Source organism: Bacillus sp. BHET2 (assembly GCF_005938125.1).
Lineage (GTDB): Bacteria > Bacillota > Bacilli > Bacillales > Bacillaceae_B > Rossellomorea.
Map to the genome: position 1 here is coordinate 497554 of NZ_VCQN01000003.1, position 19292 is coordinate 516845.

Sequence of the window (19292 nt, forward strand, 5' to 3'; positions counted from 1 at the left end):
ATTATCTTAATCCGGGGACGGGAGTGATGGACCCTAATATGACGGGCTTACTTGCTCCGGTTGCTCTTGGGACATTACCCGGATTACTATGAAGTGTTTCGTTTGCAAGGAGGGCAAAGGCAATCGCTTCTTTCGCATCTGAAGAATAACCGATGTCTTCCTGGATGAGAACCGTTAACTCTGGCAAGAGCTCCCGGATCATTCGTAGAAGCGTCTCATTATAGCTCCCGCCGCCGCCAACGATGACTTCATTCACGACGTGCTCAGGCAAAATGAATCGCTTGTAAGCATCGGCAATGGTAAGTGCTGTGAAGTGAGTGGCAGTCGCGATTAAGTCTTCTTTTGGAAGATGCCCAAACTCCTCGAGGATCCGATTCACGAATACCTCACCAAACAACTCCCGACCAGTGGATTTAGGAGGAACCTTGAGGAAGAAATCCTTCTCCCAATCCATCCATTTCTGTGCGACCTGTTTGTGAACCGTTCCTTTCCCGGCAATCGTCCCATCCTCGTCATAGGAACGTTCAAATAGCCTTTCGCATAGCCCGTCGATTACCATATTTCCGGGTCCGGTATCGAATGCGGACACATCTTCAAGGGAACAGTCCTTTGGAAGAATCGATACGTTTCCGATACCGCCGATATTCTGAAGGAGTCTCCCCGTACCTTTTTTCCGATAGAGAAGGTATTCTGTATAAGGGACAAGGGGGGCGCCTTCACCGCCGGCAGCCATGTCCATGGAACGGAAATTCGATACAACTTGTGTATTGGTACGATAAGCGATCACGCTCGGCTCACCGATTTGAAGGGTGGACGGTACCGAATCTTCCGTACGGAAAGGCTGATGATAGACCGTTTGGCCATGAGATCCGATAAAGCTGAGTTCCTCAACTGAAATATCTGCCTCCTTGCAAACCTGCAAAACAGCATCAGCATATGCGTCTCCCAGCTCAAAATGCAAGCTGGATAGTAGGGGAGTGGAAGAAGCGGTGAGGCTCATCACGTCAAATATTTTCTCCTTCACCTTCTGAGGGAAGGGGGTTGACGAATAATGTACTAGCTCTACAATTGTACCCGTGCCTGCTCCTTCAATCGATACCAGTGCAGCATCCACTCCATCGACTGACGTTCCCGACATCAATCCGACAGCTAAGCGCTTATTCATCATATAGCATCCTTCCTTCCTTGATGGCTTCAACAACACCCACTGCGCCAGTGGCAGGGGATGTGGAATCGACAATATAGGCCGTGTCTTTAAAACAATCTGAAATTATTTCTTTAAAAACGGATTGTACAACCGGATTATGCTCAAGTACACTGCCTTTTAAGGCGACGACCGGTTTTGTTTCAATCTGTAATTTTTCAATTAATGCAATCGTCTGCCTGGCAAGCTGCTCCCCGGCTGTCTTGAATAAATGAATGGCCGCTTCATCACCAGCCTCAGCTTGCTCGTGAATCACTTTCGCAAGCTGAGCAATTTTTCCTTTAGTAGAAGAATAGATAAATCCTTTAAAATCTTTGGCATCATTTGCTCCAATTTCGTTCAGCAGATTACGGGAAAGGGGGGAGATAGGTTTGTGGGAATCGAACTCCCAGGCAATTTGTTTACTTGCTTCGATCGCCAGGGAATAGGCACTGCCTTCATCCCCAAGTATATGTCCCCAGCCACCGGTCGTTCCTTCCCGTTTGCCATTTCGTCCATAACAAATCGAGCCCGTCCCCGCAATCGTTATCACCCCGCACTGGTTCCCAATCAAACTGAAATAGGCAAGAGTGGCGTCATTTAATAGGATGATGGGTAGTGAGGTCATTCTTTCCAATTCTTTCTTGATTCGATGAGCGAGATTACCAGATTCAGCACCTGCCATTCCGATTATAATGTGGGAAACGTCTTCAGAAGAAGAGTGATCAAGACATTGCTGAACCACAGATGAGAGATTAGTTAATGCCTCATCAAAGGAAACTGTTGGATTTCCGTGTCCGGATAAGCTTTGAAATAGGATGTTCTTCTCTAAATCAAGTACGAGTCCTTGTATTTTCGTCCCACCTGCATCGATTCCTATTACTCTAGTCATCTAAAGAAACCTCCATATTACTTAGATTGAAAGGCGAATTTACCCCATGGCTTAAGATAATCCAATAAGAAGATTTCTTCTTCTCGGATACGTCCAACGACATTGGTTTTACCTGAGTTCTCCATATCTTGAATGGCGATTTGAAGCTCTCCCGCATATTGGGCATATAGGTCGTTCTCGATTATAATGTCTCCGCGCTTAATGTCTACGGTGTTGTGAGGTGAGAATTCCCTTCCGCGGTATTTCACGCGGCTTTGAGTCGAACGAATCATATAGTCGGACACGTCTCCACGGTAGAAGTGAGGTTCTTCAAATATAATCGTATTTTCTAAATCGGTTGTCGTTTCATGGGTTTCTACTGTAAAGGTCAGTTTCGATGTGTTCAGTTCGCTTAGCAGCTGCATTTCATGTTCAGAAGCATACGCGTTACTGACGATCACATCATCAATTAATCCGGTGGCAAAGAGGTGCTTTGCTTGAACATCAATCGGAAGGCTGCGGTGGATCTCTAACGTGGGAAGTCCTTCTGTAACGGGCCAAGGGCCGAATGTTGCATCTGACGAAGACACAAAGGCTGCCGTTCTCATGCCGAAGTCTTTAAACTTCTTACTGCATTCGATAAAGAATGGATAAGATAAACCGGAGTAGCGGTGCGGATAGAAATTATGACAGCCTAATAATTGGTCCTTATTGGGTTGATAGGTCATGATATTGTCGATGTATTTCGTAGCGTTGCTCATGTTCAATTCAATTTTTAAATCATAAGGATTGTACGACATCATCGATTCTTCTTGTCCCGTATACCCAAGATCAAGTCGGATACCGTGGGCACCTAAATCGGCAAAGAGGGATAGATCATCATAGGATATGTTCAGTTCTTTGAAAATGCGGGGACTGATGTCGGCAATTACTTCCATGTTCTTCTCGCGGGCAAAATTAATCGTTTCTTTAAAGTTCGAGATGATCCCGTCTTTGTCCCCTTCGACTGATAGTAAGCAGGTAAACACACGCTTAAATCCGAAAGAAGCGGCTAGTGCCAAATATTCCTTATCTTTCTCTGTAGTAGAATGGTTTGGATAGATTGAAACGCCTAGTCTTTTACTCATTGGGATGCCTCCTTAGTTTGCTTTGGTTTCCAGTGCATGGATTCTTTTTAACATCGGAATCATCTGTTCAATTAACGAGATTTCACTTATGGAAGTCATTAAGTGGTCCTGTGCATGAATCATGAGAAGGGATTTTTCAAATTCTTCACCGTTGATTTCAGCTTGTATCAAGCTTGTTTGTGTTTTATGGGCTTTATTCATTTCTTCATGAGCGGCTTTTAGCATCTCTTCCGCTTCATCGAACTTTCCTTCATGTGCCTTCGCGAGAGCTTCATACGCCGTACTTTTCGCGTTTCCTCCGTTTGATATGATTTCGAAAATTTCCATTTCTACGTTGCGAACTTCTGACATTGTGTATTCCTCCCCAATCCTGTTTAGAACAACTTTCTACTATTTTATTAAAATAAAAGTTTAGATATTTTAGAATAATATTGAAATTTAATTTCATTATCGCATATAATCATATTAAACTGAAAGCCCTTTCAAGACAATCAATTTTTGGAGGTGACCATGACGGAATTCCAGGTATTAAAACACATCAAAGGTCAGATGGAAAACTACACGCCGTCTGAAATAGCGGTTGCGCAATACGTGTTGGAGTTTCCAGAGAAAGTAATGGAAATGACTACAAAGCAATTATCAAACTCATGTGGCAGCAGTGAAGCAGCCATCATCCGATTCTGCAAACGGATCGGAATCAACAGTTTCAGCGGCTTGAAGATTGAGCTTGCCAAAAGTACGAATAGTGAAGTGTCAAAGAGTCATGACATTAATACCCTTCTGCATTTTGAAGATAATCTAGAAACCGTTTTCGACAAAGTGTTGGCAAACACTCATCAAGCCATTAAAAACACGGAAAGGCTCTTCTCTATAGCTGAAATGGAGCGGGCTGTAGAGGCATTTCATAAAGCAGAAAGAGTATACCTGTATGGGGTTGGAGGTTCTGCAGTGGTAGCTGAAGACTTCACACAAAAGCTATTGCGACTGAACTACCTGGCGTTTCAAGCCAGTGATATCCATGTGCAAATGATGATGGCTGCAAACCTGACAGAAAGAGATGTACTATTCGTTGTCTCCACCTCAGGACAGACAAAGGAAATACTGAAGCTGATGCATGTTGCCGAAGAAAAGGGTGCGACCATCATTCTCTTGACTCAGCACGGGAAATCACCGGCAAGAAAGCTCGCCAATATCGTCTTGACCATTTCCGAGGAAGAACACAATATCCGAATCGGAACCATGACGGCAAGAATTGCTCAACTCGTTGTAATTGATGCCTTATTCGTCGCGTTATGCATGAAAAAAGGACATGGCGTCTACGAGCAAATTATTCATACACATGAAGTCGTACAACGAATGAAAGAGGAGGAATAGGAGATGAAAGTATTATTCGTATGCTCTGGGGGAATGTCCAGCGCCATTGTCGTCAATGCATTGAAGAAAGAGGGAACAAAAGAGGGGATTGAAATGGAAGTCCATGCAATTGGAACGGGTGAAGTATCTGAGGAAATCTCAAAGGGATGGGATGTTTGTATGGTAGCTCCTCAGATCAGACACCGCTTTGATCAAGTAAAGAAAGCCGCCGATGAAGCCAATGTTCCTTGCGGGCCGATACCACCGCAGGCATACACGCCGCTTGGTGGGGCTACTTTACTGAAAACAGTAAAAGAATTAGCCAACTAATTTAATAGGAAACAAGGGGGTAGTAATATGCAAAAGTTTGTGAACTTTCTGGAGAACAATTTGTCCGGTCCGATGGCCAGACTCTCTGAACAAAGGCATTTGCAAGCAATCCGGGATGGGGTTATTTCGGCACTGCCATTTATTATCGTTGGTTCATTTTTTCTTATCTTAGCGTTCCCGCCACTTCCAGACGCGGGCGTGTTTGGAGACATCAAACAGTGGGCTGCTGACAACATCGTCGAAATCCTGATTCCGTACAGGCTGACTATGTTTATTATGTCGCTCTATGTCGCCTTCGGGATCGGATACAATCTTTCAAAAAGTTATAAACTGGATCCTTTATCAGGTGCACAAATTTCAGTGGCTGCGCTTTTATTAACGATTACACCAAAAGTAATGGACGGAGAAGGCTGGGTCCTTCCAATGACCAACCTCGGTGGGCAGGGATTATTCGTTTCCATGGTAGTCTCGATTCTGGCGGTTGAAATCCTCAGATTCTGTAAGACGAAGAACATCACGATCAAAATGCCTGAGCAAGTACCGGCATCGGTTTCACGAAGCTTTGAAGCACTTATTCCTGTAGCAATTGTTATTTTATTGATTTCATCCGTGACTGTCTTAGCCGGAGTAGATCTGCATAAGTTGGTTGGTGTGGCTGTCGCTCCATTGGTTACAGCAGGAGACAGCATATTCGGGGTATTGGTTCCTGTATTCCTGATTGATTTCTTCTGGTCATTCGGTATCCACGGGGTATCAGTTGTTGGAACGGTAGCACGTCCACTTTGGGAAGTATTCCTGGTGAATAACGCTGATGCAGTTGCCAGCGGTGGTACGATTCCACATGTCGCACCGGAAACATTCTACCAATGGTTCATCTGGATCGGAGGATCAGGTGCAACGCTTGGATTGGTACTGGCGATGGTCTTCTTCTCCCGTTCCAAATATTTAAAAGCTTTAGGAAAAACATGCCTTGTACCGGGTCTCTTCAATATCAATGAGCCTGTCATATTCGGTGCTCCCATTGTATTGAATCCGATTCTGATCATCCCGTTCATCACGGTTCCTTTAATAACAGCAACTATTTCGTATGTGGCAACAACGGTAGGATTAGTATCACCAACCTATATCATGCCACCATGGACACTTCCGGCACCAATCGGCGCGTACCTGGCAACCGGCGGTGACTGGAGAGCCATCGTCATGGTTCTGATCAATATCGGAATCTCATTTTCCATCTACTTCCCATTCTTGAAAATGTACGACAAAAAAATGATGAAGTTAGAAGAAAGCGAACAACAAGCGGCTTAAAAGAAAAGCGGAGGCGGCTTGACCAGCCCCGACAAGCATAAGACGAGTCAGGCGGAAAGGCGTTCTTTGCCTTTATGGCTGAATCGGCATATGACCTCGAGGGGCTAGCCGCCGTAGCTGGACAAAGAAAAGCGGAGGCGGCTTGATCAGCCCCGACAAGCATAAGACGAGTCAGGCGGAAAGGCGTTCTTTGCCTTTTGTGAAGAAAGGGCTTAATCCTCTAGCAAAATACCATTATATAAATGAAAGAGGCTGGGACAAAAGTCTTCGAGGCAAGGGAAAATCCGAGCGATATTCGAGATTCTTTGATGAAACGCGAATTCGTTCGGATTTTTTTATTTTGAAAGTACGATCGATGTATGGAGCTGATTCCAGCTGTTGATTGGAGTGCAAGGCGAAGACTCCTACGGGAAAAGCGGAGTAGGTGAGACCCCGCAGGAGCGGCTGCGAGGCCACTGAAAAAGTAGTCATTTTATAAAAATGCTGTTTTTTAGGGGGTCAAATATGTCTCCCTACCAGTCTATCGTCGCTTAGAAGCGAATCTGGAGCCTCGTTTTTTAAACATCATTTTTTATCTTTAAAATGCTGGACTTTTTCAGTGGCCTCAGCGGCAGCGACGAGGAGGCTCACCTTCCGCCCGAGGAAAGCGAAGCCTTGCACGGAAATCAACAGCGGTGTTTCAAGACTAAATACTTTTTTTCGATTGTTCGTCTTTAAAGTGGATGGTTTTAGTTATGTCCCGGCTTCTTCACTATCGTTAGGAGTGAATTGAATGACAGAATCGGTTGTGCCAAAGAGAATCGGTTTTAAAAGTGTGTTTGTTCTATTAATCTCTGTATCTATTGGACTCCTACTTCTTTCTAAACCATTCATGAGCACTGGATTGGCAAAGGAATGGAGTGTGTTTTTTGCAACGGGCATCTCTGCTTCGATTGGGCTTTCATTTGTCCTTTTGAAATTGGAGGGCCCTGTTGAAGATGTTTCCGTTAAGAAGAAGCGAATGGTCTTAGCCGTTGTGGTCAGTTTCTTAATCAGTTTTATTTTGGCCTTTGTTGCCAAATAATCACAGGAGGCATTGACTATGAGAAACGGAATCAAGGTCGTCACGATTGGCGGTGGCTCGAGCTATACTCCCGAGTTTGTTGAAGGATTGATCAAGCGTTATGATGAGCTTCCAGTGAGTGAGCTGTGGCTCGTGGATATTGAAGCCGGGAGAGAAAAGCTTACCATCGTTGGCAATTTAGCTAAGAGAATGGTAGAAAAAGCAGGGGTCCCGATGGAGATCCATCTTACACTGGATCGCAGAGAAGCATTAGCAGACGCTGACTTTGTAACTACACAGTTGAGAGTAGGCCAACTTAAAGCCCGGGTACAGGACGAGCGCCTGCCGATCAAATACGGGATGATTGGTCAGGAAACGAACGGGGCAGGGGGATTGTTCAAGGGGATGAGGACGATTCCGGTCCTTTTGAACATTGCAGATGAAATGGAGGAGCTTTGTCCTGATGCATGGCTGATTAACTTTACGAACCCTGCAGGCATGGTGACGGAGGCTTTGCTCCGATATGGATCACATTCTAAAGTCGTTGGCGTTTGTAATCTTCCTATTAATATGAGAATGACATTGGCAAGGCTTCTCGACGTCCATTTAGAACGGCTACATATAGACTTTGCCGGACTCAATCATATGGTATATGGGCTGGACGTGTTGGTGGACGGTGAGTCCGTATTAGGGAATGTCTTGGACATGATGGGTGACCCTCACAAACAGGTGAGCATGATGAATATCGCACCACTTCCATGGGAACCTGCATTTATCAAGAGTTTAGGAGTTATACCGTGTCCATATCACCGCTATTTTTATAAAACGAGTGATATTCTGGAAAAACAATTAGAAGAATTTAAGACTGGAACTACCCGTGCGGAAGTGGTCCAGCACTTAGAAAATGAACTTTTTGAACTGTATAAGGATGAAAACATAGCGGTCAAACCTCCGCAGCTTGAACAAAGGGGAGGCGCTTATTATAGCGATGCGGCATGTAATCTCATTTGCTCTATTTTTAACGATCGAGGAGATATTCAGACACTGAATGTTCGTAACGACGGAGCAATAAGTGACCTACCACGGGAATCTGCCGTGGAAGTGAATTGTGTCGTTACGAAAGCGGGACCGAAGCCGATTGCCGTCGGAGAGCTTCCCGTTTCTGTAAGTGGTCTCGTTCACCAGATCAAATCCTTTGAACGGGTGGCTGCAGAAGCATCTGTTACCGGTTCCTATGAAAAAGCATTGCTCGCCATGACGATTCATCCATTGGTGACGAGTGACGTGAAGGCGAAGCAGCTGCTGGATGACATGCTTGATGTGCATAAGGAGTATTTGCCGCAGTTAGGTAAGTAAATTACTAGTAGATAAAAGGGAGAAGTGTTCCAAATCTTGATTTGGGACGCTTTTTTTTTGATGGGAAAGTGATTTTTAGGGTAGGAGTGATGATATGAAGGGGTGTTGTGGTCTTATTATCGAGTTTGGACTGTTTATTATCGACTTTCCAGATATATTATCGAGTTCGGCCAATTTATTATCGACTTTCGGGATATATTATCGACTTTGCCCCTATTATTATCGACCTTAGATTAAGAAGCAATTGCCAAGTTGGACAGGATTCCGTCATATTCTCAAAATAGTTCATCCCCCCTCATTTCCCTCACATCTTTCCCCGGGACGAGCATACCATGTTAGAAAGAACGCTTGATCAGAAAGGATACGCTCGCCCATGATTCCAGTTAGAACGAAAGTTGCCGCTTCACTATATGCTACGCTGTCGATCAGCTTCTGGGGGATATCCTTCGTATCGACGAAAGCGGTGCTAAGGACGCTTGATCCGTACACGCTACTTGTTCTTCGATTTGCAATAGGTGCAGCATTTCTACTCTTCTTACTACTTCTAAATAGATACCGACTCAAGATTCCATTCAAATATATTCCTCATCTGATTGTGCTTGGTGTTCTGGGTGTGTTCATTCACCAAGTCGTCCAGGCGACGGCACTACTGACGATCGATGCATCATCTGCGGGATGGATGATTTCTTTTTCACCCGTCTTCACCGTCATCCTCTCCATGCTGTTCTTACATGAAAAAATGACTGTACCAAAGGCGATTGGCATGATTGTTGCCATTACAGGGGTACTGATAGTCACGTCGGCAAGGAACGGGCAGTCTATTGGATTTGCTTTCAACATCGGGTATTTCCTCATGATCATCAGTACATTAAACTGGGCAATCTACTCAGTATTACTGAAAAAACTCCGTATTCAATTGCCTTCACTCGTCATCACGTTTTATATGAGTCTATTGGGATTCAGCTTAACCATCCCCTTCCTCATAAGAAACCGTGGGTGGGAAAGCATCTCCCTTTTAACAAATGTGGAGTGGGTGCATTTGCTATTTCTCGGTGTTTTTGTATCTGGCATTGCTTATTGGTATTGGGCAAAGGCGCTTGCGGTGCTGGATGCTTCAAAGGTGTCGATGTTTCTGTATTTGGAGCCCGTCACCACGTTGGTCGCGGCGATACTTCTTCTGCATGAGAAGATTTTCTTCATAAGCGTACTAGGTGGAGTCATAATTATAATAGGAGTTGTGATTGTGAATGGCCAGAAGATCTCCATTTTCCATCAGTATCTATGGAGGAAACGATAACATCAGGGAGGAATCATGTTGACCTTAATGGAACGGATATCCAAGCGATTAGAGCCATTGAATGCCACTTCCACTAAAGAGCTTAAACAAGCCCTACAGTCTCTGCAAATCAGTCTCGACGACTTACAGCCATACTTGCGTTCTCCAGATGGAAAGCCGTATTATCGAAAGCTCCTGTATCATAATAAAGAAGTAGAGTTACTTGTGATGAATTGGTCCGACATTGAATGTGCACCACATGATCACGGAGAGTCCAAGGGATGGATTCAAGTCCTGGATGGTGCGTCTGTCAATACGGTCTTTGAGGTGAATGATCATCAACTTCCAGAAGAGATTTTTGATCGTGAATATCGGGAGGGATCGTTCTTTTTTGCACCGAAGAAGTCTGTTCATAAAATGAAGAAGGGAAACAGTGAGGACCTGGTCACGCTCCATCTTTATTCGCCGCCCATTGAAGGGATGATGGTGTACGACCTGGAAAAGTGCGCAGCTTGTGTGGTATCAGAGGAATGCGGGGCATGGTGGCCGGATCATATCAAGCAAAAGTTGAAGGAAATTCAGTTAAAATAGAAAGAGCGTTCCTCTGGTGAAGGAGGAACGCCATTTTTTTGTCAATGGACTCTTACAGTTTTTGCATCTTTACTTTCTACGCCGGTTGGAGAAATGGATGTCACCCCATAAGTGTACATCCCGCCTTTATTAGCTGAAGTATCTTCGTAGGTTGTAAGATGATTTTCGGAATACACAATATCCACGATATTCGCAGCATTCTCGTAATCTCCTTCTTTCACGCCATCAAAACGATAGATGACGTACTTTCTTGCATCGGAATGCTTTTTATCATCGATGATCAACTTGATGCCGTCATGTTTTTTAACTGCTTTCACTTTATTTGGTTTCTTCGGAAGCTTATCGTTGTTCCAAGGCGTGGCAGGAGTCAAAGCTTTCTCTGTGTATACTTCGCTGCGTAATAGATCTGCGTATCCAAGAGGGTTTTCGAAAATTTGTCTGAGAGAGAAATGCATTTGTCCAAGAGCCGTTCCATTCTCGCGATTATCCATGATTTGCCCGGGAAGTTCATAAGGATTGAACCATTCCTGGTCAAAATTGTCCCCCACTTTATAATCCGCCATCCCGATATATAGATTGACTGGGTGATTATCTGCATATTTGCTCACTTCTTGACTCCACCAATCCAGGAGAACGGAGTAGTTAGCCACATCAAGTTTTCTAGACCAATAGATTTGCGGAGTAATATAATCAATGCTTCCATCTTTGATCCATTGACGGGTGTCAGCATACAGGTCGTCAAAATTGGTTTGTCCTGCCTGTGTCTCGCTTCCAGTCGGATCATCGGCAATATTTCTCCATACACCAAATGGGGAGATACCAAATTGAACATAGTCCTTTATGTCTTTAATCTCTAAGTTAATATCAGCTACAAGCTCATCGACATTGTTGCGTCTCCAATCGTCGATATTATCGAACGAGTTGCCATATTTCTCGTATGTATCTTGATCTGGGAAGCTTTCTCCTGCAATTTTGTAAGGGTAGAAATAATCATCCATGTGAACGGCTTCGATGTCATAATTGCCAACCAGTTCTTTCACTGTATCAATCAAGTATTCTTGTACCTCGGGAATACCAGGATTCAAATAGTGTTGCTTTCCGTATTTCAGGACCCAATCCGGGTGAAGTTTGGCAACGTTATTTTCTGCTAGAGATTCGATCGTTTGATTGGGCATAGTAATCCGATAAGGGTTCACCCAGGCATGAATCTCCATACCGCGCTTGTGCGATTCCTCTATCATGATTTCAAGTGGGTCATAGCCTGGATCGGTTCCTTGCTCATCTCCAGAAATATATTGTGACCAGGGAGCTAGTTTAGAAGGGTATAAGGCATCAGCAGTTGGTTTCACTTGATAGATCACCGTGTTGAATTTCAAGGTTTTTAATTCGTCCAGAGAGCTCGTCGCCCAATCCCGAAACTCCTGCTCGTCCATTCCGGCTGCCATATCAATGTTTACTACTGTTGCAATCCACGCCGCACGCATTTCATGCTTAGGTGAGCTGGTTTCTGCCGCTTTTGCTTTCCCGTTAGAAAAAGGAAGACCCATGGAGAACAACATGACCGCCATGATCAAGTACTTCAATGTTTTCATTTACAAATCCCTCTCTCTCAGTTACGGTTCATAGAAAGAAACCGTTTTCATTTTATTGAAATAATACTTCATGAAATAATTTAAAAATATGAAATATAATTTCTAATTTCATTATAATGTGTCTGAAACTACTGGTATATAGTACCAATGTGGTGAAAAAACTGAATATTCAATCTATAACTAGGAAGATTAGACTAGGCGTATTGTTCTGAAGTGAAAAAGAGGAATACAGAATGTTGCGAACGAAGGTAACTAAACTGGTGTAAAATAGAAGTTAGATGTGAAGAGGAGAGTTGATGACATGTTCAAGGACCTATCAATTGATCAATGTGATTTACATACGTATACATTCGTGGATGTAAGATCTCCTTCTGAATATAGAGAGATGACGATCCCGGGCAGTTATAATATCCCGGTGTTTGATGATGAAGAGAGAGCAGAAGTAGGAACCCTTTACAAACAAGTGAGCAAAGAAGCAGCAACGGATCGTGGACTGGAAATATTCTCAAGGAAGCTCCCTCAAATCGTGAAAGAATTCAAGAAGCTTGAGGGTGAAATAGTGGTGTTTTGCTGGCGTGGTGGAATGAGAAGCAAAGCGGCTGCAACCTTCTTGGATTTAATGGGTATCAAAACGTTCCGAATTCGAGGAGGCGTAAGAGCCTATCGACACTGGGTGCTGAATGAATTGGAAAACTTTGAAATAAAACCTAAAGCTTTTGTATTAAATGGTGGGACAGGTATCGGGAAAACAGCTATTCTGAAGGAACTACTAAAGGAAGGGTATCCGATCCTTGATATTGAAGGCTTGGCTAACCATCGTGGCTCCATCTTTGGAGAAATCGGGCTTACGGCACATAACCAGAAAACATTCGATTCCCTCCTTCTACAGAATTTGATGAAGCTGCAGACATCTCCATTTCTTCTATTTGAAGCAGAAAGTAAGCGAATTGGGAAGCTGCTTCTCCCTGATTTTTTAGTAGAGAAAAAAGAAAATGCGTTTCATATATTTATTGAAATGCCTATGAAGGAAAGAATCGTTCATATTTTAGAAGAGTACCGCCTCCACGAGCATCATGAAGAATTTGTAGAAGCATTCCGGTACATCAAACGAAGGATTCACAGTCCAATTGCCAATCAAATCGAGGATGAGTTAAAAGAGAAAAACTATGAACGGATCCTTGAGCTGTTACTCCAATACTATTATGATCCGAGATACTTACATATGGCGAATCAATATCCCGAGGATCAAAGGATCACGATAAAGGTCAACTCCATTAAAGAAGCGTGTGAAAGAGTTAGACAACTTCTTTCGGATAAAGACGTTTTTGTATCTACTCAGTATGACCTCTTCTCATGATGCTGGAGTAAGGTGTATCTTTTTTGACAAAACGTTTATACAAGTGATTGACCGTGTAGTGCACCACATGGTTTATGATTTAGGTGTGAGGTGGTAGGGATGTACAAGGTGAGCGAGTTCTCCAAGATGACTGGTCTGAGTAAGGAAACGCTGCGCTACTATGCTGAGATTAAGCTTCTTGAACCTGTGTATATCGATCCTGCAAACAACTATCGTTATTACGATAATGGGTCTTATCTTGTAGGACGATTACTGGTTTATTTAAGGAAATTTAACTTTTCCATCCAGGAAATGCTCGCAGTTGTGAATGATGAGTCCTTCGACAATCTGGAGAAGTTGATCCGCGCAAAAAAACGGGGATTGGAAGCTGAAATAGAACGAATACAAATAGTGATCGAAGAAATGGACGATTTCTTTGAGATGGGAATAGGAGAGGGCATAGATGATTAATTGGCATGAAGAACGCATTATTCCGGTCAATATTGAAACAATCTGGCATTTATTTGAAATTGAAAACATTCAACGCATTATGCCGAACGTCGTTGAAAACAAGGTACTGGAACAAAAGGAAGGCGTAGTGGGTTCGACCTATCAACAGAAATACAAAGAGGGCAAAAGAATTGAAACATATATCGTGGAAGACCTCGAGTACGAAAATACCCCTGAAAAAAAGCACAACAAAATCGGTTTCACATTAGCTAAAGCCTTTGAAATCGAAACTGAATTCACCTTTTATAAAATCGATGAAAATCAAACCAGATTCATCTATAAAGGCGAAAACAGAGGAGTGAACTTCCTGGGGAAAGTACTATTGAAGCTGGGGGGAGAAAAAAACAACAACAAAGTCGTCACCGATTTCATGGACCGCGTAGAAAGCGAAGCCATGAAAGAAGTGTGAAAAGAGGGACGGACCTCCGCACAAATGTGCGGAGGTCCGTCCCTCTTATAAAGCCCCAAAAACATGAAAAAATTTCATGCTTAAAAAATTTTTTTCAGGAAATATTTTGCATGAAAATTCATGTTGGAATTTGCTGAAGTATGTTCCATTTAGTTAATTTTTGTAAGCGATTTCTTTGTTATTGCATCAAGCTTTAAAAGATTCTGAATATTAAGTAAGTAATAACGTTTATATATTAGCTTTCATCATAATGATTACAAGTATACTTGGAAAAAATGAACTTTTCTCGTTAACTTAATTTTTCGTTTTTTCTAAATTTCATGATATACTAACGAAAATTAAGAAAATTTAATTAATCGGTTAATTATTCAAAAAATATACACGTTTAGTAGAGGAGGACATTGGATGAAAACGAATCTTCCTGTAGCGCAAGGCATGTATGATCCTGCGCAAGAACATGAAGCATGTGGAATTGGCATGATTGCAAATATCGATGGGACAAAGAGTCATAACATCGTTCAAAATGCCATTAATATTCTATGTAACTTAGAACATCGCGGAGGACAATCAGCTGATACAAGTACTGGTGACGGTGCCGGTATCCTTACCCAAATTCCTCATCATTTCTTCAAAAAGCAATGTGAAAAAGAAGACATTATTCTTCCCCGAAAAGGTGAATATGGAATCGGGATGGTGTTTCTTCCCGAGAATTATGAGAAGCGCATGAAGAGTAAGGAAATCTTTGAGCGCATCATTGATGAAGAGGGTCAGAAAACGCTAGGTTGGAGACCTGTTCCCCTCAATGATTCCTTTGTTGGGAAAGTGGCTTCCAAGTCTAAGCCGTTTATCCGCCAAGTATTTATTGGTGCATCGGACGACATTCAATCCCGGATGGATTTCGAGCGTAAGCTGTATGTAATCCGGAAACGAATTGAAAAAGAAGTTGCAACCGTCGAGGACCAAGAAGATGTCTACCTTTGCAGCTTGTCATCCACGACCATTGTTTACAAAGGGATGCTCATCCCGGAACAGCTCGATTCCTTTTACATTGACCTCAACCACCCTGAGTTCCGTTCAGCTTTAGCTCTTGTACATTCCCGTTTTAGTACAAACACTTTCCCAAGCTGGCAAAGATCTCATCCAAATCGATATACGATTCATAATGGAGAATTCAATACATTACGAGGCAATGTCAACTGGATGCGTGCAAGGGAAAAGCTGTGCCATTCGACTGCGTTCAAAGAAGAAGATCTGGAAAAGATCCTCCCTGTCATTGACGAGACAGGCAGTGATTCCTCTATGTTTGATAACTGCTTTGAATTCCTTCATTTATCAGGTAGATCCCTTGCTCATACAGCCATGATGATGGTACCTGAACCTTGGGAAAATGATGACACAATCCATCCAAAGAAAAAAGATTTCTATGAATACCATAGCTGTTTAATGGAGCCATGGGATGGACCTGCTGCTCTTGTATTCACGGATGGAAATCAGATTGGTGCATGTCTTGACCGTAATGGACTAAGACCTGCCCGTTACTATGTAACGAAGGGCGGTATGATTGTTCTTGGTTCTGAAGTAGGTGCCCTTGATATTTTTGCCGATGATATTGTGTACAAAGATCGCCTGCAGCCAGGGAAAATGCTGCTTGTTGACCTGGAAAAGGGAAGAATCATCCCGGATGATGAGATCAAGCTGCGTGTTGCTTCAGAGCAGCCATATAGACACTGGCTTGATCATAATAAATTTGAACTTGAAGATTTACCGGAAACGTTCCATGCACCGGTATTATTTGAAACAGAAGATATACTTCTGCAACAGCAAGCGTTCGGATACACAACAGAAGAACTGAATAAAATCATTAAGCCGATGGTGACGGATGGAAAAGATCCGGTCGGTTCCATGGGGTATGACTCCCCACTGGCCGTTTTATCGAAAAAGCCTCAGCTTCTATATAATTACTTCAAACAATTATTTGCTCAAGTCACAAATCCGCCTATCGATGCGATTCGGGAGCAAATCATTACATCGGTTGGTACAACGATTGGTGCAGAAGGAAACCTTGTTCATCCTGGTCCTGAGAGCTGCAGACATATCCATTTGAAGACACCGATCATTACCGGGGAAGAGCTCGAGAAGCTTCGTCATCAAAATGAAAAGGGCTTTAAAACGGTGACGTTATCGATACTATTTGATGTGACAGATGAAGAAAGTCAGCTTGATCACACACTGGATGCGCTTTATGAAAGAGCTGACCAGGCAGTAGAAGAGGGCGCGACACTTCTGATTTTATCTGACCGTGGCGTTACGAAGGAGAAGGCAGCGATCCCTGCACTGCTTGCCGTTTCAGGTCTTCATCATCATTTAATTCGTCAGGGGACCCGTACGACCGTCAGCATCTTGCTGGAATCCGGTGAACCAAGAGAGGTCCACCATTTCGCCACCCTACTTGGATACGGAGCAGAAGCAATCAACCCGTATTTAGCCTATGAGACACTGCGTGATCTGATTGAAAAGGGTGAACTACAAGATATCAGCTACCTTCAAGCTGTGAAGAGGTTTGTGAAATCTGGGACAGACGGAGTCGTCAAAGTTCTCTCTAAAATGGGAATTTCCACGATTCAGAGTTACCGTGGCGCACAAATTTTCGAAGCGGTCGGCATCCATAAAGATGTCATTGATAAATACTTCACTCGTACTGCGTCAAGACTTGGCGGAATCGGAATGGATATTATCGAGAAAGAAGTGCTCATGCGCCACCGAAAAGCGTTTAATGAGCGAAAAGATCATCAACAAACGTTGGAATCAGGAGACGAATTCCAATATCGTAAAAACGGAGAAGATCATGCATACAATCCAAATACGATTCACACACTTCAACATGCATGCCGGACGAATAATTATGAGTTGTTCAAGAAATACTCCAACATGTTGACGGACGAAAAGCAGAATCTTCAATCACTCCGAGGACTTCTATCATTTAAAGAAACCAAGGCGATTCCGATCGAAGAGGTAGAGTCAGTGGAAGAAATCTGTCGGAGATTCAAGACTGGAGCAATGTCATTTGGGTCCATCAGTCAGGAAGCACACGAAGCGTTAGCGATTGCCATGAATAAAATCGGCGGACGAAGCAACTCAGGCGAAGGTGGCGAACACCCAAGCCGTTTCACCCCGGATGAAAATGGTGATTCACGACGGAGTTCGATAAAACAAGTAGCGTCTGGGCGCTTTGGGGTCACAAGTCACTACCTTGTGAACGCAGACGAAATCCAAATCAAAGTCGCCCAAGGGGCAAAACCAGGTGAAGGGGGACATCTCCCTGGCAAAAAGGTATATCCCTGGGTAGCTGAAGTGCGGGGATCCACACCTGGAGTAGAGTTGATATCACCACCTCCACATCATGATATCTACTCCATAGAAGACCTTGCCGAGTTGATTTATAACTTGAAAAATGCGAACCCGCAGGCCCGCATTAGTGTAAAGCTTGTTTCAGCTGTTGGTGTTGGAACAATTGCTGCCGGTGTGGCAAAAGGGAGAGCGGATGTTGTCCTAATTAGTGGCTATGACGGAGGTACTGGTGCTGCTCCAAGGACCAGTCTGAAGCATACGGGACTTCCATGGGAAATCGGTCTGGCCGAAGCCCATCAAACCTTACTGTTGAACCGTCTTCGTGACCGAATCGTCGTAGAGACCGATGGGAAAATGATGACAGGGCGGGATGTGGTCGTTGCATCGCTTCTAGGAGCGGAAGAATACGGCTTCTCAACTGCACCACTTGTTGTCCTTGGTTGTGTCATGATGCGCGTTTGTCATATGAATACATGTCCTGTTGGAATTGCGACACAAGACCCTGAATTACGAAAGAAATACACGGGTGATCCTGAGCATGTAGCAAACTTCATGCGCTTTGTGGCTCAAGAAACAAGGGAGCTTATGGCAGAACTAGGGTTCAGGACCATTAACGAAATGATTGGAAGAACCGATGTTCTTGAAGCAAATGAAGCCATAGATCATTGGAAAGGCAAAGGCATTGACCTATCTGCCCTTCTTTATCAGCCGGATGTACCTGAGAAGGTTGGCCGATATGCTACTCGCAAACAGGATCATGAGCTAGAGAAAACGCTAGATTATCAAGAGCTGATTCCACGCTGTCGTCAAGCAATTGAAACCGGAGAACCGGTTGAATGGACAACGGCGATTCGGAATATTCACCGAGTTACGGGTACGATGCTTGGGAGTGAAATCACAAAACGATATGGGGCCGATGGCCTTCCAGAAGATACGATTCGCTTAACGTTCAAAGGATCTGCAGGTCAAAGCTTTGGAGCCTATATTCCAAATGGCCTGACTCTAAGACTTGTGGGAGATTCCAATGACTTCGTCGGAAAAGGGTTATCAGGCGGAAAAATCATTGTTCACCCGGATCCGACTGCTACATTTATCCCAGAAAGAAATACGATCATCGGTAACGTTTCCTTTTACGGTGCGTCTGGTGGAGAAGCCTACATTTACGGAGTTGCCGGCGAGCGCTTTTGTGTCCGTAATAGTGGGGCGCAGGTTGTCGTTGAAAGCGTCGGGGATCATGGATGTGAATACATGACAGGCGGAAAAGTAGTTGTTCTTGGCCTCACAGGACGCAATTTTGCCGCTGGTATGTCAGGCGGAGTGGCGTATGTCCTGGATGAAGATGAAAATTTCCGATCAAGATGTAACCACGAGCTTGTCCTCGTTCAGCCTTTATTTGATCCGGAAGAAATGAAAGAAGTATACGGTATGATCGAGAAATACGTTCATTATACAAATAGCAATAATGGAAAGAAAATTTTAGAAAACTGGGATTCATACGTGTCCAAATTTGTACGGGTCATCCCGAAATCGTATCTCAAGATGAGAGAACGGATAAGTGAGCTTGAAAATAGCGGGTTGGAAAAATTCGATGCTGAAATGGCAGCATTTGAAGAAGGTACGAAAGAAGAGAAAAAAATATTAGAACCTGCGAAATAAAAGG

The 19292-nt window shown here is 43.6% G+C and carries 16 protein-coding genes; 11 read left to right on the forward strand and 5 right to left on the reverse strand.

The window, feature by feature from the left end; genetic code table 11:
• Position 1: 1 nt before the first annotated feature.
• From anmK to FGG79_RS15075, 4 genes are read right to left on the reverse strand one after another with little or no spacing between them, the layout of a single operon-like run.
• Entirely contained in the window at positions 2-1165 is a 1164-nt protein-coding gene (gene anmK / locus FGG79_RS15060) for an anhydro-N-acetylmuramic acid kinase AnmK (protein WP_138779709.1), read from the reverse strand.
• Positions 1158-2075, reverse strand: coding sequence for a BadF/BadG/BcrA/BcrD ATPase family protein (locus tag FGG79_RS15065; RefSeq protein WP_138779711.1), 918 nt, complete (start codon positions 2073-2075; stop codon positions 1158-1160). The genes anmK and FGG79_RS15065 overlap by 8 nt, the downstream gene beginning before the upstream one ends.
• A gap of 17 nt (positions 2076-2092) precedes the next feature.
• Entirely contained in the window at positions 2093-3181 is a 1089-nt protein-coding gene (locus FGG79_RS15070; RefSeq protein ID WP_138779713.1) for a DUF871 domain-containing protein, read from the reverse strand.
• 12 nt (positions 3182-3193) lie between these two features.
• Positions 3194-3532 (reverse strand): PTS lactose/cellobiose transporter subunit IIA, encoded by a 339-nt coding sequence (locus FGG79_RS15075; protein ID WP_138779715.1) that lies wholly within the window; start codon positions 3530-3532, stop codon positions 3194-3196.
• 159 nt (positions 3533-3691) lie between these two features.
• Here FGG79_RS15075 and FGG79_RS15080 point away from each other — a divergent pair, with 159 nt between their 5' ends.
• The 7 genes from FGG79_RS15080 (at position 3692) to FGG79_RS15110 (ending at position 10437) form a co-directional block, all read left to right on the forward strand.
• Positions 3692-4555 carry a MurR/RpiR family transcriptional regulator gene (locus FGG79_RS15080; protein WP_138779717.1) on the forward strand — a complete coding sequence of 288 codons (864 nt, stop codon included), beginning with the start codon at positions 3692-3694 and terminating at the stop codon, positions 4553-4555.
• Between the two features lie 3 nt (positions 4556-4558).
• Positions 4559-4864, forward strand: coding sequence for a PTS sugar transporter subunit IIB (locus FGG79_RS15085; protein ID WP_138779719.1), 306 nt, complete (start codon positions 4559-4561; stop codon positions 4862-4864).
• A 27-nt stretch (positions 4865-4891) separates the two neighbouring features.
• Complete coding sequence (locus FGG79_RS15090; RefSeq protein WP_138779721.1) at positions 4892-6172, forward strand: PTS sugar transporter subunit IIC; 1281 nt, start codon at positions 4892-4894, stop codon at positions 6170-6172.
• Positions 6173-6944: 772 nt separating this feature from the next.
• A complete protein-coding gene (locus FGG79_RS15095) occupies positions 6945-7235 on the forward strand; it encodes a hypothetical protein (RefSeq protein WP_138779723.1) in 291 nt (96 codons plus the stop codon).
• Positions 7236-7253: 18 nt separating this feature from the next.
• The gene (locus FGG79_RS15100; RefSeq protein WP_138779725.1) at positions 7254-8570 is read left to right on the forward strand and encodes a 6-phospho-beta-glucosidase; all 1317 of its coding nucleotides are present in this window, start codon (positions 7254-7256) and stop codon (positions 8568-8570) included.
• Positions 8571-8943: 373 nt separating this feature from the next.
• Positions 8944-9867: a DMT family transporter gene (locus FGG79_RS15105; RefSeq protein ID WP_138779727.1), complete on the forward strand. Its 924-nt coding sequence runs from the start codon at positions 8944-8946 to the stop codon at positions 9865-9867.
• 15 nt (positions 9868-9882) lie between these two features.
• Positions 9883-10437 (forward strand): cysteine dioxygenase, encoded by a 555-nt coding sequence (locus FGG79_RS15110; RefSeq protein WP_171050957.1) that lies wholly within the window; start codon positions 9883-9885, stop codon positions 10435-10437.
• Positions 10438-10478: 41 nt separating this feature from the next.
• On the opposite strand, the gene FGG79_RS15115 is transcribed toward FGG79_RS15110, so the two are convergent.
• Complete coding sequence (locus FGG79_RS15115) at positions 10479-12029, reverse strand: glycoside hydrolase family 10-like protein (protein ID WP_138779729.1); 1551 nt, start codon at positions 12027-12029, stop codon at positions 10479-10481.
• Between the two features lie 301 nt (positions 12030-12330).
• On the opposite strand from FGG79_RS15115, the gene mnmH reads away from it, so the two are divergent.
• The 4 genes from mnmH (at position 12331) to gltB (ending at position 19288) form a co-directional block, all read left to right on the forward strand.
• Positions 12331-13386, forward strand: a complete 1056-nt coding sequence (mnmH, locus tag FGG79_RS15120) for a tRNA 2-selenouridine(34) synthase MnmH (protein WP_138779731.1) — start codon at positions 12331-12333, stop codon at positions 13384-13386.
• A gap of 99 nt (positions 13387-13485) precedes the next feature.
• The gene (locus FGG79_RS15125; RefSeq protein ID WP_138779733.1) at positions 13486-13836 is read left to right on the forward strand and encodes a MerR family DNA-binding transcriptional regulator; all 351 of its coding nucleotides are present in this window, start codon (positions 13486-13488) and stop codon (positions 13834-13836) included.
• Positions 13829-14284, forward strand: coding sequence for an SRPBCC family protein (locus FGG79_RS15130; RefSeq protein ID WP_138779735.1), 456 nt, complete (start codon positions 13829-13831; stop codon positions 14282-14284). The genes FGG79_RS15125 and FGG79_RS15130 overlap by 8 nt, the downstream gene beginning before the upstream one ends.
• Before the next feature lie 405 nt (positions 14285-14689).
• The gene (gene gltB, locus FGG79_RS15135) at positions 14690-19288 is read left to right on the forward strand and encodes a glutamate synthase large subunit (protein WP_138779737.1); all 4599 of its coding nucleotides are present in this window, start codon (positions 14690-14692) and stop codon (positions 19286-19288) included.
• The last annotated feature ends 4 nt before the right edge of the window (positions 19289-19292 follow it).